This is a genomic window from Streptococcus sp. oral taxon 431, from assembly GCF_023110115.1.
GTDB lineage: Bacteria > Bacillota > Bacilli > Lactobacillales > Streptococcaceae > Streptococcus.
The window spans coordinates 30,385-46,563 of sequence record NZ_JALDVP010000005.1 but is presented as its reverse complement, the minus strand read 5'-3'; the positions used below and the strand labels follow the sequence as shown (position 1 = coordinate 46,563).

Annotated in this window: 12 protein-coding genes; 4 read left to right on the top strand and 8 right to left on the bottom strand. The window is 43.1% G+C overall.

What is annotated here, in order from left to right; all coding sequences use genetic code 11:
* Positions 1-18: 18 nt before the first annotated feature.
* From rseP to M1F91_RS06995, 3 genes are all read left to right on the top strand, one after another.
* Positions 19-1,275, top strand: coding sequence for an RIP metalloprotease RseP (rseP, locus tag M1F91_RS07005; RefSeq protein WP_247913131.1), 1,257 nt, complete (start codon positions 19-21; stop codon positions 1,273-1,275).
* 16 nt (positions 1,276-1,291) lie between these two features.
* Complete coding sequence (locus M1F91_RS07000) at positions 1,292-3,145, top strand: proline--tRNA ligase (RefSeq protein ID WP_247913130.1); 1,854 nt, start codon at positions 1,292-1,294, stop codon at positions 3,143-3,145.
* 110 nt (positions 3,146-3,255) lie between these two features.
* Positions 3,256-4,635: a glycoside hydrolase family 1 protein gene (locus M1F91_RS06995; protein WP_247913129.1), complete on the top strand. Its 1,380-nt coding sequence runs from the start codon at positions 3,256-3,258 to the stop codon at positions 4,633-4,635.
* 76 nt (positions 4,636-4,711) lie between these two features.
* On the opposite strand, the gene M1F91_RS06990 is transcribed toward M1F91_RS06995, so the two are convergent.
* The 8 genes from M1F91_RS06990 to M1F91_RS06955 all read right to left on the bottom strand — a co-directional run bounded on the left by M1F91_RS06990 (position 4,712) and on the right by M1F91_RS06955 (position 13,427).
* Positions 4,712-5,386 carry a rhomboid family intramembrane serine protease gene (locus M1F91_RS06990; RefSeq protein ID WP_247913128.1) on the bottom strand — a complete coding sequence of 225 codons (675 nt, stop codon included), beginning with the start codon at positions 5,384-5,386 and terminating at the stop codon, positions 4,712-4,714.
* Positions 5,370-5,909, bottom strand: coding sequence for a 5-formyltetrahydrofolate cyclo-ligase (locus M1F91_RS06985; protein WP_247913127.1), 540 nt, complete (start codon positions 5,907-5,909; stop codon positions 5,370-5,372). Before M1F91_RS06985 ends, M1F91_RS06990 begins: the two co-directional genes overlap by 17 nt.
* 3 nt (positions 5,910-5,912) lie before the next feature.
* Positions 5,913-7,043, bottom strand: coding sequence for an N-acetyldiaminopimelate deacetylase (locus M1F91_RS06980; RefSeq protein WP_247913126.1), 1,131 nt, complete (start codon positions 7,041-7,043; stop codon positions 5,913-5,915).
* 61 nt (positions 7,044-7,104) lie between these two features.
* Positions 7,105-7,803 carry a 2,3,4,5-tetrahydropyridine-2,6-dicarboxylate N-acetyltransferase gene (dapD, locus tag M1F91_RS06975; protein WP_247913125.1) on the bottom strand — a complete coding sequence of 233 codons (699 nt, stop codon included), beginning with the start codon at positions 7,801-7,803 and terminating at the stop codon, positions 7,105-7,107.
* Between the two features lie 63 nt (positions 7,804-7,866).
* Complete coding sequence (locus tag M1F91_RS06970; RefSeq protein WP_247913124.1) at positions 7,867-8,799, bottom strand: EamA family transporter; 933 nt, start codon at positions 8,797-8,799, stop codon at positions 7,867-7,869.
* Between the two features lie 8 nt (positions 8,800-8,807).
* Positions 8,808-11,366, bottom strand: a complete 2,559-nt coding sequence (gene pbp1b, locus M1F91_RS06965; protein WP_247913123.1) for a penicillin-binding protein PBP1B — start codon at positions 11,364-11,366, stop codon at positions 8,808-8,810.
* 126 nt (positions 11,367-11,492) lie between these two features.
* Positions 11,493-12,389, bottom strand: coding sequence for a UTP--glucose-1-phosphate uridylyltransferase GalU (galU, locus tag M1F91_RS06960; RefSeq protein WP_036758076.1), 897 nt, complete (start codon positions 12,387-12,389; stop codon positions 11,493-11,495).
* A 21-nt stretch (positions 12,390-12,410) separates the two neighbouring features.
* On the bottom strand, positions 12,411-13,427 hold the full coding sequence (locus M1F91_RS06955) for an NAD(P)H-dependent glycerol-3-phosphate dehydrogenase (protein WP_247913122.1): 1,017 nt from the start codon (positions 13,425-13,427) through the stop codon (positions 12,411-12,413).
* A gap of 239 nt (positions 13,428-13,666) precedes the next feature.
* On the opposite strand from M1F91_RS06955, the gene leuS reads away from it, so the two are divergent.
* Positions 13,667-16,168: a leucine--tRNA ligase gene (leuS, locus tag M1F91_RS06950; protein WP_247913121.1), complete on the top strand. Its 2,502-nt coding sequence runs from the start codon at positions 13,667-13,669 to the stop codon at positions 16,166-16,168.
* Positions 16,169-16,179 lie beyond the last annotated feature (11 nt).

The window sequence follows — 16,179 nt, the reverse complement described above, 5'->3', positions numbered from 1 at the left end:
AAGGTGAACAGATATTAAATGTTAGGATTATTAACCTTTATCCTTGTTTTTGGAATTATCGTGGTGGTTCATGAGTTCGGCCATTTCTGCTTTGCTAAGAAGTCTGGAATTCTGGTTCGTGAATTTGCTATTGGTATGGGTCCGAAGATTTTTGCTCATATCGGGAAAGACGGGACTGCTTACACGATTCGTCTCCTACCGCTTGGTGGTTATGTCCGCATGGCAGGTTGGGGTGAGGATACCACAGAGATTAAGACAGGAACTCCTGTTAGTTTGACTTTAGCCGAAGATGGTAAGGTGAAGCGCATCAATCTTTCTGGTAAGAAGGTCGACCAAACGGCTCTTCCGATGCAGGTCACTCAGTTTGACTTTGAGGATAAACTCTTTATCACAGGTCTGGTTTTGGAAGAGGAAAAAACTTTCTCTGTAGACCATGATGCAACGATTGTAGAAGCTGATGGGACGGAAGTTCGTATCGCTCCGCTAGATGTTCAATATCAGAATGCGACTGTCTGGGGCAAGTTGATTACCAACTTTGCAGGTCCTATGAATAACTTTATTCTAGGAGTTATCGTCTTTTGGATTTTGATTTTCATGCAAGGTGGCGTTCGTGATACGCAAAGCAATAACTTTAGTATCATCCCTGATAGCGCGATTGCTAAGGCCGGTGTTGACAATACGGCTCAAATCACTAAAGTCGGTTCACACGAAATTAGTAACTGGCAAGATTTGATTCAGGCAGTTGAAGTAGAGACCAAAGATAAAACAGCGCCTGTATTGGATGTAACAGTCTCTGAAAATGGAACTGAAAAACAAGTCAGTGTGACCCCTGAGGAAAACCAAGGTCGCTATATTCTAGGTGTTCAACCGAGACTCAAATCAGATATCTGGTCTATGTTTGTAGGTGGATTTACTAGTGCGGCTGAGTCAGCCTTGCGCATTCTCAATGCCTTGAAGAGCTTGATTTTCCAGCCTGACTTGAATAAATTGGGTGGACCTGTTGCTATCTTTAAGGCAAGTAGTGATGCTGCTAAAAATGGTCTTGAGAATGTTTTGTTCTTCTTGGCTATGATTTCCATCAATATTGGGATTTTTAACTTGATTCCTATCCCGGCACTAGACGGCGGTAAAATCGTGCTCAACATCATCGAAGCTATTCGCCGCAAACCGCTGAAACAAGAAATTGAAACCTATGTTACTCTAGTTGGAGTTGTGATTATGGTGGTCTTGATGATTGCCGTGACTTGGAACGACATCATGCGTACCTTCTTTTAAGAATTAGAGGAAAAATATGAAACAAAGTAAAATGCTTATTCCAACGCTTCGCGAAATGCCAAGCGATGCTCAAGTTATCAGCCACGCCCTTATGTTGCGTGCTGGTTATGTTCGTCAAGTATCAGCAGGTGTCTATTCTTACCTGCCACTTGCTAACCGTGTAATCGAAAAAGCCAAGAACATCATGCGTCAAGAGTTTGACAAGATGGGTGCTGTTGAAATGTTGGCTCCAGCCCTTCTCAGTGCAGACCTTTGGCGTGAATCTGGCCGTTATGAAACCTACGGTGAGGACTTGTACAAATTGAAAAATCGTGAGAAGTCAGACTTTATCTTGGGTCCAACTCACGAAGAAACGTTCACAGCGATTGTCCGTGATTCTGTCAAGTCTTACAAGCAATTGCCTTTGAACTTGTACCAAATTCAGCCTAAGTATCGTGATGAAAAACGTCCACGTAATGGACTTCTTCGGACCCGTGAGTTCATCATGAAAGATGGCTATAGCTTCCACGCTAACTACGATAGCTTGGATGTAACCTATGATGAGTACAAGGCAGCTTACGAGCGTATCTTTACTCGTAGTGGCTTGGACTTCAAAGCTATCATCGGTGACGGTGGAGCCATGGGTGGTAAGGATAGCCAAGAATTTATGGCCATCACACCTGCTCGTACAGACCTTGACCGTTGGGTTGTTTTAGACAAGTCTGTCGCATCATTTGATGAGATTCCTGTAGATGTACAGAAAAAAATCAAGGCAGAATTGCTCAAATGGATGGTTTCTGGTGAAGATACCATTGCCTACTCAAGTGAGTCAAGCTATGCAGCTAACTTGGAAATGGCAACTAACGCCTACAAACCAAGCAACCGTGTTGTGACTGAAGATCAAGTAGCTCGTGTGGAAACACCAGGTGTCAAATCGATTGATGAAGTAGCTGCTTTCTTGAATGTATCAGAAGAGCAAACAATCAAGACCTTGGTTTATATCGCAGACGAGGAGCCAGTTGTTGCCCTACTCGTTGGCAATGACCAACTTAATGAAGTCAAATTGAAAAACTACCTTGGTGCAGACTTCTTAGAACCTGCAACCGAGGCGGAAGTGAAAGAATTATTGGGAGCGGACTTTGGTTCACTTGGGCCAGTCAATCTTCCAGAAAATGTTAAAATCATCGCTGACCGCAAGGTCCAAGATAGTCGCAATGCTGTTGTAGGTGCTAACGAAGATGGTTACCACTTAACTGGTGTCAACCCAGGTCGTGATTTCACTGCTGAGTATGTCGATATCCGTGAAGTTCGTGAGGGTGAAATCTCTCCAGATGGACAAGGTGTTCTCAATTTTGCGCGTGGTATCGAAATCGGTCACATCTTTAAACTAGGAACTCGCTACTCAGCAAGTATGGGAGCAGATGTCTTGGACGAAAACGGTCGTGCAGTTCCAATCATCATGGGCTGCTACGGTATCGGTGTCAGCCGTCTCCTTTCAGCAGTCATGGAACAACACGCTCGCCTCTTTGTAAATAAGACACCAAAAGGTGAATATCGTTACGCTTGGGGAATCAACTTCCCTAAAGAATTGGCGCCATTTGATGTGCACTTGATTCCAGTTAATGTCAAGGACGAAGACTCTCTTGCATTGACAAATCGTATCGAAGAAGCCTTGGTAAATAAAGGCTACGAAGTCTTGACGGATGACCGTAATGAACGTGTCGGTGTTAAATTTAGCGATAGCGACTTGATTGGTCTTCCAATCCGTATCACTGTTGGTAAGAAAGCAGCCGATGGCATCGTAGAAGTTAAGATCAAGGCGACGGGTGATACGATTGAAGTTCACGCTGATAACTTGCTTGAAACCCTTGAAATCCTAACAAATAAATAAAATCTATAATCAGAAGAAAAACAAGACAAAAATGTAACTAGTTTTTGCCTTGTTTTTTCTTTATAATGGGATAAAATAAACATAAAAAGAGTAAATAAAGAGGTAGAGCTATGCTAAAATTTCCAAAGGATTTTGTCTGGGGTTCCTCAACTTCTGGGCCACAGACAGAAGGGCGAGTGCCTAGTGACGGAAAGGGAGATAATCTCTGGGATTATTGGTTTCAAGTGGAACCAAATCGCTACTATAATGGCATTGGACCTGATAAGACATCGACCTTCTATGAGAACTGGGAAAAGGATATTGAACTTTTGCTAGAAACAGGGCATACAGCCTTTCGAACTTCTATCCAGTGGTCACGTATTTTCCCACAGGGCCGTGGAGAAGTCAATCCTCAAGGTGTGGCGTTCTACCGTCAGGTATTTGAAACCATCAAGGCTAAGGGCATTCGTTTGTTAGTCAATCTTTATCACTTTGACCTGCCTTTTGCCCTTCAAGAAGATGGGGATGGTTGGGAAAATAAGGCAACTATCCAGGCTTATGAAGACTATGCGCGTTTCTGTTTTGAAACTTATGGAGACTTGGTGGACCAATGGATTACCTTCAATGAGCCTATCGTTCCTGTAGAGTTTGGCTATTTCTATGATGCCCATTATCCTCATAAGGTAGATGCCAAAGCGGCGGTTCAGGTTGCCTATCATACCCAACTAGCCAGCACTCTTGCCGTTAAGGCCTGTCATGAAGTCTTACCAGGATCTAAGATTGGGATTGTCCTCAACTTGACACCAGCCTATCCACGTAGCCAACATCCTGCGGATGTCAAAGCTGCACGCATTGCTGATCTATTCCAGGCCCAATCTTTCCTAGATCCATCTGTCTTGGGAACTTATCCAGAAGAATTGGTGGAAATTTTAGCTGAGCATGACTTGTTACCAGAGTACACGTCCGAAGAGTTGGAAGTCATTCGTGAGAACACAGTTGACTTCCTAGGAGTGAACTACTATCAACCCTTGCGTGTCATGGCGCCACGTTTTGCTAAGCATCCTGATAGTCCGCTCTTGCCGGAGCATTTCTATGAGCCTTACGTCATGCCTGGTCGTAAGATCAATCCGCACCGTGGCTGGGAAATCTATGAACAAGGGATTTACCATATCGCTCAAAACATCAAGGAAAACTATGGCAATATCGAGTGGATGTTGACAGAGAATGGGATGGGCGTTGAAGGTGAAGATAAATTCCGCGAAAATGGAATGATTCAGGATGATTATCGTATTGACTTTGTCAAAGGTCACCTTCGTGAACTTCATCGTGCCATTGAAGACGGTGCCAACTGTAAAGGATACTTGATCTGGACATTTATCGATTGCTGGTCATGGCTCAACAGCTATAAAAATCGCTATGGTTTGGTCGAGCTTGACTTAGAAACACAAGAACGCCGCTTGAAAAAATCAGGCCACTGGTTCAAAGAACTCAGTGACAATAATGGATTTTAAGCTACTTTTCAAATAGATTCAAAAAACCATTGGAAATAAAGCTCTCTGAGAGAGTTTCCAATGGTTTTTCTTGTTCTTAGAATAGTACGATAAAAAGTAGTAGAGCTGATAAAGCAATAAAAGCTAGGGTTGCTAGACCACGTTGGCCTGGGCTGTAAATTTTTCGTTCTCCTCGGACTGGGAAGACGATAGCCAGTAATGCACCCCCGACAGCACCCCCGACATGCCCAGCAAGGCTGATACCAGGCATTAAAATACTACCCACTAGGTTGATGACTAAGAGGGAGAGGTAGGATTGACCAAGTTGTTGGAGATAGGGATTGCGTGAAGCATATCGGAGAACAACAATTGAGGCAAACATACCGTAGAGGGCAGTTGAAGCACCTGCAGTAATAGCATTGGGACTAAAAACTAGGACAAAGAGATTTCCCATCATACCTGATAGAAGGTAGATAAAGAAAAACTGTTTGGAGCCAAAGATTTGCTCCATCTGACGTCCCAAAAAGTAGAGGGATAGCATATTGACTAAAAAGTGCTGCAAGCCAATGTGAACAAAGGTTGCTGAGAATAAACGCCAGATTTGTTCAGGCATGGCCTTGATAGCAGGGGGATACACAGCTCCGAATTTATACAAGGTGGCTGCGCTGGTATAGTTGAAACCACTGGTTAGAAACATGAGTACAAAAACCAGGGTTGTCACGAGTAGAAAGAAGCTCGTGACAGGATACCGACGATCAAAAATTTCTTTCATAGATGAGTACCTCCTTAACCGGAATATCGTAGTGCTCAGGTTGAAAATTCTGAATCTGACATGGATAAATCGTACTAATAGTATGACCTGGGAAATGCTCCAAGTAGCGGTCGTAGTAGCCACCACCGTAACCAACCCTATATCTTGAAGGATTGAAAGCCAAACCAGGAACATGAATCAGGTCAATCTGAGAGGGTTCAAGGATTGTGAAGTCTCCTTGAGGTTCAAGAAGTCCAAAAGAATTTCTTTCGAGTTTCTCTGGTTCATATAGAACAAAGTCCATTTTCCCATGTGGATAGGTTTTGGGAATGAGGAGTGTCTTCCCATCTTTTTGAGCTTGTTCAATGAGTCTAGCTGTCTGAAATTCATGAGGAAAAGACAGATAAGTGGCGATGGTTTTTGCTTCCTTATAGAAAGGATGTTGAAGGAGTTGATCTGTGAGCCAATCGTCTATATTCTGCTTTTCTTCTTTAGATAGAGATTTGAGTTCATGCAAGACCTGCTTGCGTAGGGCTTTTTTCATTGTTTACTCCGCAGCTTTCTTTGCTAAAAAGCTTGATACAGCCTCGACACCGACAGCTAGAGCTTCTTCATTAGGACTCATCTGTGGATGATGAAGGGCATAGGGACTATCAATACCTAGCCAGAACATGACACCAGGAACCTTGGAGAGAAGATAACCAAAGTCTTCTCCTGTCATGGCAGGTTCGATATCGATGAGTTCAATTCCCTCTTTTTCATTAAAGAAGGTCATCAATTCTCGAGCTAATTCAGGGTTGTTTTCGACAGATAGGTAACCTCCCTGCTTGAGTTCAACTTCCACATCCATATCAAAAGCAGCTGCGACACCTTCAGCGATGGCTTTGACACGTTTTTGAACTAAGAGGCTCATACTATGTGTGAGAGCTCGAATGGTTCCATGCAAGAAAGCTGTATCAGCGATGACATTATTGGTTGTTCCAGCATGAAAGACACCGAAAGTTACGACAGCTCCCTCGATAGGATCGACATTACGGCTGACAACCGACTGAACTTGAGTGACAAAATAGCTAGCGGCAACCAGAGCGTCGTTTGCTTGATGTGGAAAGGCAGCGTGACCACCTTTACCCTTGAAATGAATCTTGACTTCGCAAGTTCCTGCAAAGAGTGTATGGGTATTGGTCGCAATCTGTCCAACTTTTAGGTCTGGACGAACATGAAGCCCATAAAATTGATCAGGCAACCAGTCGCCAAAGGCCCCATCTTCATACATGAGCATACCACCTGCTTCATTTTCCTCGGCAGGCTGGAAGAGAAAGAGGAGATTGTTTTTAGGTTGGTTTTCTAGAGCACGTTCGAGACTTCCTAGGGCAATGGTCATGTGAAAATCATGTCCACAAGCATGCATACGGTCTGGGTGCTGAGAGGCAAAGGCAAGACCTGTTTGTTCAACGATTGGGAGTCCGTCGATATCTGTCCGCCAACCGATGGTACGTTCTGGCTGACTTCCCTGTAAATACACTAAAATACCTGTTCGCCAAGTGCGAATTTGAACAAAATCCTTACCAGCTGTTAATTTCTCAATGACATTGAGCAAATAAGCTTGAGTCTTGAATTCTTCTAAACCAATCTCAGGAATTTGGTGAAGATCGCGTCGAGTGTGAATCAAATCTAACATATCTAATTTCCTTCTATTGATACGATAAAGAGGCTGGAAACATTTCCGCCTCTGTTACTAACTACAAGGTACGAAGCGCATCTTCTAGCGCTGTTTTTTGTTGGGTTTGGCTATCGATTTCTTTGATAACACGAGCTGGAACACCTGCCACCACAACATTTTCTGGGACATCTTGAGTGACGATGGCACCTGCTGCAACAACAGAACCGCTACCGATTTGAACACCTTCGATAACCACAGCGTTAGCACCGATGAGAACATTATCACCGACACGGACAGGCTCTGCACTAGCTGGTTCGATAACACCTGCAAGAACAGCTCCCGCACCCACGTGACTATTTTTACCGACAATAGCACGTCCACCTAGAATAGCACCCATGTCAATCATAGTACCATCACCGATTTCAGCACCAATATTGATCACAGCTCCCATCATGATAACAGCGTTGTCGCCAATCTCAACCTGGTCACGGATGATAGCCCCTGGTTCGATACGAGCGTTGATAGCACGTTTATCTAGCAAAGGAACTGCAGAATTACGAGCATCTTGCTCAACAACATAATCTTTATTTTCTGTTAGTCCTTCAAGAAGAGGTGCGATATCCTTCCAGTCTCCAAAAAGAACATTTCCAAGTTTGGTAACAGAAGCAGGGATAGCTCCGGCAAGTTGTCCTTCAAAGGTCACTTTTACACTTGTTTTTTTCTCAGCATTGGCGATAAATTGGATAATTTCTTGTGCATTCATTTTTGTAGCAGTCATAGATGTCTCCTCACTCTTTGTAATGCTTACTATTCTACCAAAAAAGGCTTCAAAATTGAAGCCTTAAGTGTTAAAAGAAGATTCTTTCAGTTTATCCTTTGATTCTTCGATGGATAAGAAGATCATGGGAATAATAATCAAAATCATAGCTAATAGCAGGTAGCCGTCCAAGACCAGACCTAGAAATAGAACGCTTAGAATAGCAGAGGATAGCGGTTCACTTGCACTAACCACTGACACCACCAATGGGGATACGAGCGAGACAGCCTTCATAGATAGGAAAAAGGCAAAAGCTGTTCCCAGAAAGGCAATGGTCAAACAAATCAAGATGCTCACCCAATCTAGCTGAAAGCTAATTCTATATACAGGATAGAGAAAATTACTAAAGAGTCCAGCCAGCATCATTCCCCAACCAACAGTAGGAACAAAACCATATTTTCGAGCAAATGGCTGGGGTAAGATGACATTAAACATGACGCCCAGCGCACTGAGCAGTCCGGTTAATAAAGCGATAGGAGTGATGGAAAGCTTAGAAAGATCGCCTTTGGTAGCCATCAAAAAGACCCCAAGCATAGCAGTTAAAACATAGAAGATTGCTTTTTTAGAAGCTTTTTTCTTGTAGATGATACGGTTGTATATGAGAATGAAGACAGGACTGATAAATTGTAGGATGGTTGCAGTTGTCGCATTAGAGTATTCTACACAGAGATAGAAGAAATACTGAACAGAGAAGATTCCTAAGATGACATAAGCCAGAAAAGGCAGGTAGTTTTTGCGGTTTCTCCAGATATCGAATAGCTGTGAGCGGAACTTAAAGCTAGACAAGATGAGCACGAAACCACCTGCAAGGCTTAGTCGCATGGAAGTAATCCAGCCGGATGATACTTGATAATGCGTAAAGAAGAATTCTCCTAAAATGCCACAAATACCCCATATTAATCCAGATAGGAGGGAGTAAATGGTTCCCTTAAAAATATTCTTTTGGTAGTGATTCATATAAAAGGTTAGCGTTGTAGTCTATTTGACGAAGAGTTGTTACTTCCGTTGGTAATATTATTGTTATTATTACCGTTATTGCTGCTACTGTTACTGTTGTTGTTGCTATTATTATTGTTATTACTTCGATTATTGTTGTTATTGCTATTGTTGTTTGAGTTATTATTGTTGGAATTAGAAGATTTTGGTAAGCTTCCCAAAATAGTATTCCAAGCATTTTGGTAGTCAGCATCGCTTCCACCAATGGCAAATCTGTAGGTAGTAGTTGGAGCACCAGTTTGATTAGCCCAATAGCTTGTTACCATTTCTCCAGTTACTTCAATTTCTCTACCGTTAATAGTAACCTTACCTGGTTTCTGACCAGTCGATCTAAGAACTTGAGAAGAAGTGACGCTGGAGTCAAGACTAAAGCGTTCAGAACCCCAAACAGAAGGAGAAGCTTGCTGAATAGCATTTACCAGATAAGCCATATATTTAGCATTGCGGTAGTGACCAGCTCCCTTTCCAAGAGGTCGGTTGTCATCGTGACCAAGCCAACCGCCAAGTGTCAATCTTGGAGTTGAAAGCATAAGCCACATATCACCATCTTCATTGGTTGTACCCGTTTTACCAATCCAGTCAGCACCTGCTAAACTTGGATTGATTGCAGCAAGATCGCTCTGGAAGCTTGAAGTGACTCGTGACGAAATAACATCTCTCAATAAGCTCTGCATAATGGTTGCAGTCGCTTTAGAGTATACCTGAACAGGTTCGTCTTTGTGCTCATAGATAACCTCACCACTAGTTTTTTCGATTTTCGAAATCATGAATTTTTTATGATAAACACCGTTGTTGGCTAAGGTTTGGTATCCGTTTGTATGTTGAGCTACAGTAACATCGATTCCTCCACCCATAGGCAAACTTTCAATGTCGTATTCCGGGATTTCATAGCCCATTTTTTCCATGTAAGAGCGAACATCAACACCCTTTTCACGGAGTGTGCGGTAAGTCCAGTAGGCTGGGATGTTCCATGAATAATTGAGGGCTTCTTTCAAGCTCATCATGCCTGTACCAGGACTATTGACATACATGATTGGATTTCCGTTTGAGAAGTTGGTTGGATAGTTAGATAGGACACTTGCACTTCCCATCAAACCTTGGTCAATGGCAATACTGTAAGCTAGGATTGGTTTAGTAGTTGAAGCAGGAGAACGTTTGGTATTAAAAGCGTGGTTATTTTGGTTACTTTGGTAATCGCGGCCACCGACAAAACCTAAGATAGCTCCCGTTTGATTATCCATCAAAACATTTCCGACTTCAGGTTGGCCGGTATTATCGTCGACTAGATAGCCATAGTTGGCCACTGCATCTTGCATGGCAGTATGGATAGCTTTGTCGATTGTAGTTGTGATACGGTAACCACCATTTTGAATTTCTTTTTCGGCTAATTCACGATAGGATTTTTGGATAGATTCGTTCTTGAGTTCTTGGGCAGAGACGTTGTCTTTTTGTACCAAGTAATCATACATGAGATTAGTTGCTTCATCAAGTGCAGTAAAGTAGAGATAGCCCCTAGAAGCTACGTTTACACTTTCTGCTGGCAAGAAATCTTGTTTGATGTCGTATGCTTTATAGGTTTCGTAGTCTTCCTGACTGAGGACTCCTGTTCTGTACATATTGTAAAGGACATCTTTTGAGCGTTTGATACCAAGTGCCATATCCTCTTCGCTCTTCATCTCCCCAGTAGATTCATAAGGTGAGTAAGAGATGGGACTTTGTGGCAAGCCTGCTATGAAGGCTGCTTGAGGTATCGTTAGCTGATTGGCGTCAACACCGAAAATACCCTTGGCAGCTTGTTGAGCTCCTGCGATATTTTGCCCTTTATTGTTACGACCAAATGGAGCAACGTTGAGATAGGTTGTTAAGATTTCGTCCTTACTCATTGCTCTCTCCAAGGCCAAGGCATCCACGATTTCAGTAGCTTTACGGGTTAGTGTAGGAGCATCCCCAACCACTTGCTGCTTGATAAGTTGCTGGGTTAGTGTAGAACCTCCACTAGAAGAACCAAGTCCGATAAAGTTTCCGAGGCTGGCACGAATAACCGCTTTAGGAACGACTCCATTATGTTCGGCGAAATGTTCATCCTCGGTCGCAACGATAGCTTGTTTGAGATTTTCTGAAATAGCATCCGATGCGACAGAAGTCCGAAGGAGGTCGCTTTCAATAGCACCAATCATGGAACCATCAGCATAGCGAATCTCTGAAATGGATGAAATATCGTTCACTTGTTTGACTAAATCTTCTGTTTGAGGGACGGTCACTTTGTCAAACAGAGATACAGCATAACCGAAAACAACCCCAGTACCTAAAAGTCCACCAAGAAAGGCGATGATGAATAGGGTATTAAAGGTTGCCTTGATTCCCAGTAAGATATTAGCAAAGATAGTCCAAATATTCGTTTTGGTTTGCTTTTTCTTTTTAGAATTTTTAGGACCTTTTTTTCCTAGATGTATATTTTTTAGTTTTGTTTTAAGGGACTCCAGTAAGGCTAGTCCTTTTTCTTTCATAGATAATAATTTATTCTTCATTTCTTTCCTCACTCCTTATTATTATACCATAAAAGCAATGATTGCAAGAAATTAGGCTTGGACTAGCTTTGGAGGTATTTAGGCAACAAAAAAACCAGGTAAATTCAACCTGGTTTTAAGGGTTTGTTATTCACCTGAAAGTTCTTTTCCAAGATCAATCAAGTAGTCTTTCAAGTGGTCTTTAACTTGAGGATGTTTGAGGGCGTATTCGATGGAAGTCTTCATGAATCCAAACTTATCTCCAACGTCATAACGTGAACCTTTAAATTCACGAGCAAATACTCGTTGGGTTTTGTTGAGGGTATCAATAGCGTCTGTTAGCTGGATTTCATTTCCGGCACCAGGTGTTTGGTTTTCAAGAATACCAAAAATCTCAGGTGTGAGAAGGTAACGACCGATAATGGCTAAATCACTTGGTGCATCTTCAGGAGCTGGTTTTTCAACGAAGGTTTCAACGCTATAAAGTCCGTCTTTTCCTTCACCTTGAGGTGCGATAACACCATAGGCAGAGACTTCTTCATGTGGTACAGGCATCACAGCGATAGTAGAAGCGTGAGTCTCTTCATAATCATTCATGAGTTGCTTGGTCAACGGAACAGCATTGTCATCAGTGATATCCATGAGATCATCTCCGAGCATCACCACAAAAGGCTCATTCCCAACGAATGCTTTGGCTTGTAAAACGGCATCTCCAAGCCCGCGTGGGTGTGTTTGACGGATGAAGTGAAGGCGCATGCCTGTTGTTTCATCAACTAATTTTAAGAGATCTGTTTTTCCTTTTTCCTTAAGGTTATATTCTAGTTCAAAGTTTGAGTCAAAGTGGTCTTCAATAGAACGTTTTGACTTCCCTGTTACAACAAGAATATCCTCAATTCCAGACTTGAGAGCTTCTTCAACGATGAATTGAATGGTTGGCTTATCCACGATTGGCAACATTTCTTTGGCCAAGGCTTTGGTTGCCGGGAGGAAACGAGTTCCAAGCCCCGCGGCAGGGATAACAGCTTTTCTAACTTTTTGCTTCATGAGCATCCTTTCTAACGATGATTATGACCACTCGTTTTCTGCCTTGAACTCGTTACTCATGAGTTCAGAAACAGCATCCTTAATATTAACATTTTCATAAATAACTTGGTAAATAGCCTGGGTAATAGGCATATAGACTCCAAGCTCTTGCGCCAATTCGTAAGCAGCTTTGGTTGTTGAAATTCCTTCAATGACCATTCCCATATTTGCTTCGATATCTGCCAAGGCTTCGCCACGCCCAAGAGCATCTCCGGCACGCCAGTTACGTGAGTGGATAGAAGTTCCGGTAACGATTAGATCCCCAACACCTGAAAGTCCGCTATAAGTCAGTGGATTTGCTCCAAGCTTGACTCCTAGACGAGTGATTTCCGCAAGCCCGCGCGTGATAATAGCTGCTTTGGCATTATCTCCAAATCCAAGTCCATGAAGTGCTCCTGCACCAACCGCGATAATATTTTTAAGAGCACCAGCTGTTTCCACTCCGATCACATCTGTATTGGTATAAAGACGGAAGTAGTGGTTGCTAAAGAGTGCTTGAACATACTGAGCTGTTTGTAAATCTTTAGAAGCAGCAGTAATCAAGGTGATGTCGCGGACAATTGTTTCTTCTGCGTGACTAGGACCAGATACAACCACAATTTCACTGCGGAACTCTTCAGGGATTTCTTCTTCAAGAATGGTTGAAAGACGTTTGTGACTATTTGGCTCGAGACCTTTTGAAGCATGCATAATAACCACTTTATGATCCAAAACAGCAGCTACCTGTTGAGCTACCAATCTTGTCACCTTAGTTGGAACTACGAACAAGACAGCGTCAACGCCCTTCAAGACTTCTGCCAAATCATGATAGGCAACAATCTTTTCGTCTAATACAGTATCCTTAAAATAGCGTTTGTTGGTATGTTGTGTATTGATTTCGTCAATTTGGTCAGGAATATTTCCCCAGATACGTACTTCATGTCCATTGTCATTTAAAACTTGTGACAGAGCAGTACCCCAAGAACCAGGCCCTAAAACAGCGATGGTTTGTTTGTTCATTTTTCCCTCCTTCTGAGAAAGCACTTTCCTATATTCTACCATAAAAAGCACTAACTTGCATTAATATTATTTATTAAGAATTGTTTGAATAGGAAATTATATAAATTGGAGAAATTTGAGAAACTATCAGTATAAATATCTAGTATTTAAAGGTCAAAACGATAAAAATGACGAAAAGAGAAACAATATTTTCCTTAAAAATGGTATAATAGGAGCATCACGAAAATTGGAGAGACAGCATGAGTTTTTACAATCACAAAGAAATCGAGCCTAAGTGGCAGAAACACTGGGCTGATCATCACACTTTTAAGACAGGAACAGACGCTTCAAAACCTAAGTTTTATGCATTGGACATGTTCCCTTATCCATCTGGAGCAGGTCTTCACGTAGGACACCCAGAAGGCTATACAGCGACAGATATTCTCAGTCGTTTCAAACGTGCCCAAGGCTATAACGTCCTTCACCCAATGGGGTGGGATGCTTTTGGTTTGCCTGCAGAGCAATACGCTATGGATACAGGGAATGACCCGGCGGAATTCACAGCAGAAAACATTGCCAACTTCAAACGCCAAATCAATGCGCTTGGATTCTCTTACGACTGGGATCGTGAAGTCAACACTACAGATCCGAACTACTACAAATGGACACAATGGATCTTCACCAAGCTTTACGAAAAAGGCTTGGCTTATGAAGCTGAAGTGCCAGTAAACTGGGTTGAAGAATTGGGAACAGCCATTGCCAACGAAGAAGTCCTTCCTGACGGAACTTCTGAGCGTGGTGGCTATCCAGTTGTCCGCAAACCAATGCGCCAATGGATGCTTAAAATCACTGCCTATGCGGAGCGCTTACTCAATGACTTGGATGACCTGGACTGGCCAGAGTCTATCAAGGACATGCAACGCAACTGGATTGGGAAATCAACTGGTGCCAATGTCACTTTCAAAGTGAAAGGAACAGACAAGGAATTCACCGTCTTTACGACACGTCCAGATACCCTTTTCGGGGCAACCTTCACTGTCTTGGCTCCTGAGCATGACTTGGTAGATGCTATCACAAGTCCAGAACAAGCAGAGGCTGTTGCTGAATACAAACACCAAGCTAGCTTGAAATCAGACTTGGCTCGTACAGACCTTGCCAAGGAAAAGACAGGGGTTTGGACTGGCGCTTATGCCGTAAACCCTGTTAATGGTAAAGAAATCCCAATCTGGATTGCCGACTATGTTCTTTCTAGCTATGGAACAGGTGCAGTCATGGCAGTACCTGCCCACGACCAACGTGACTGGGAATTTGCTAACCAGTTTGGTCTTCCAATCGTAGAAGTGCTAGAAGGTGGAAACGTAGCAGAAGCTGCCTACACAGAAGATGGCCTTCACGTCAATTCAGACTTCCTAGATGGACTCAACAAAGAAGATGCTATTGCCAAGATTGTGGCTTGGTTGGAAGAAAAAGGTTGTGGTCAAGAGAAGGTGACTTACCGCCTCCGCGACTGGCTCTTTAGCCGTCAACGTTACTGGGGTGAACCAATCCCAATCATTCATTGGGAAGATGGGACTTCAACAGCCGTTCCAGAAAGTGACTTGCCACTTGTCTTGCCGGTAACCAAGGACATCCGCCCTTCAGGTACTGGGGAAAGCCCATTGGCCAACCTGACAGACTGGCTTGAAGTGACTCGTGAAGATGGCGTCAAAGGTCGTCGCGAGACCAATACCATGCCGCAATGGGCTGGTTCAAGCTGGTACTACCTCCGTTATATCGATCCACATAACACTGAGAAATTGGCCGATGAGGACCTCCTCAAACAATGGTTGCCAGTCGATATCTACGTGGGTGGTGCAGAACACGCTGTTCTTCACTTGCTTTACGCTCGTTTCTGGCATAAATTCCTCTATGATATCGGTGTTGTTCCAACCAAAGAACCATTCCAAAAACTCTTTAACCAGGGAATGATCTTGGGAACTAGCTACCGTGACCACCGTGGTGCTCTTGTGGCGACTGACAAGGTTGAAAAACGTGACGGTTCCTTCTTCCACATGGAAACAGGGGAAGAATTGGAGCAAGCACCAGCTAAGATGTCGAAATCCCTCAAGAACGTGGTCAACCCAGACGATGTGGTGGAACAATACGGTGCTGATACCCTTCGTGTCTATGAAATGTTCATGGGACCACTCGATGCTTCCATCGCTTGGTCAGAAGAAGGTCTGGAAGGAAGCCGTAAATTCCTTGACCGTGTGTACCGTTTGATCACAACGAAAGAAATCGTTGCGGAAAACAATGGCGCTCTAGACAAGGTTTATAACGAAACCGTTAAAGCTGTCACAGAGCAAATCGAGTCCATGAAATTCAACACAGCCATTGCCCAACTCATGGTCTTTGTCAACGCAGCGAACAAGGAAGACAAGCTCTATGTGGATTACGCTAAAGGCTTTATCCAATTGATCGCTCCATTTGCCCCTCACTTGGCTGAAGAACTCTGGCAAACAGTGGCAGCGACAGGCGAGTCTATCTCTTATGTAGCTTGGCCAACATGGGACGAAAGCAAATTGATTGAAGACGAAATCGAAATTGTCGTCCAAATCAAAGGAAAAGTTCGTGCCAAACTCATGGTCGCTAAAGACCTTTCTCGCGAAGAATTGCAAGAAATTGCTCTGGCTGACGAAAAAGTCAAAGCAGAGATCGATGGTAAGGAAATCGTGAAAGTGATTAGTGTACCTAACAAGCTTGTAAATATCGTAACGAAATAAATTTAAAAGTC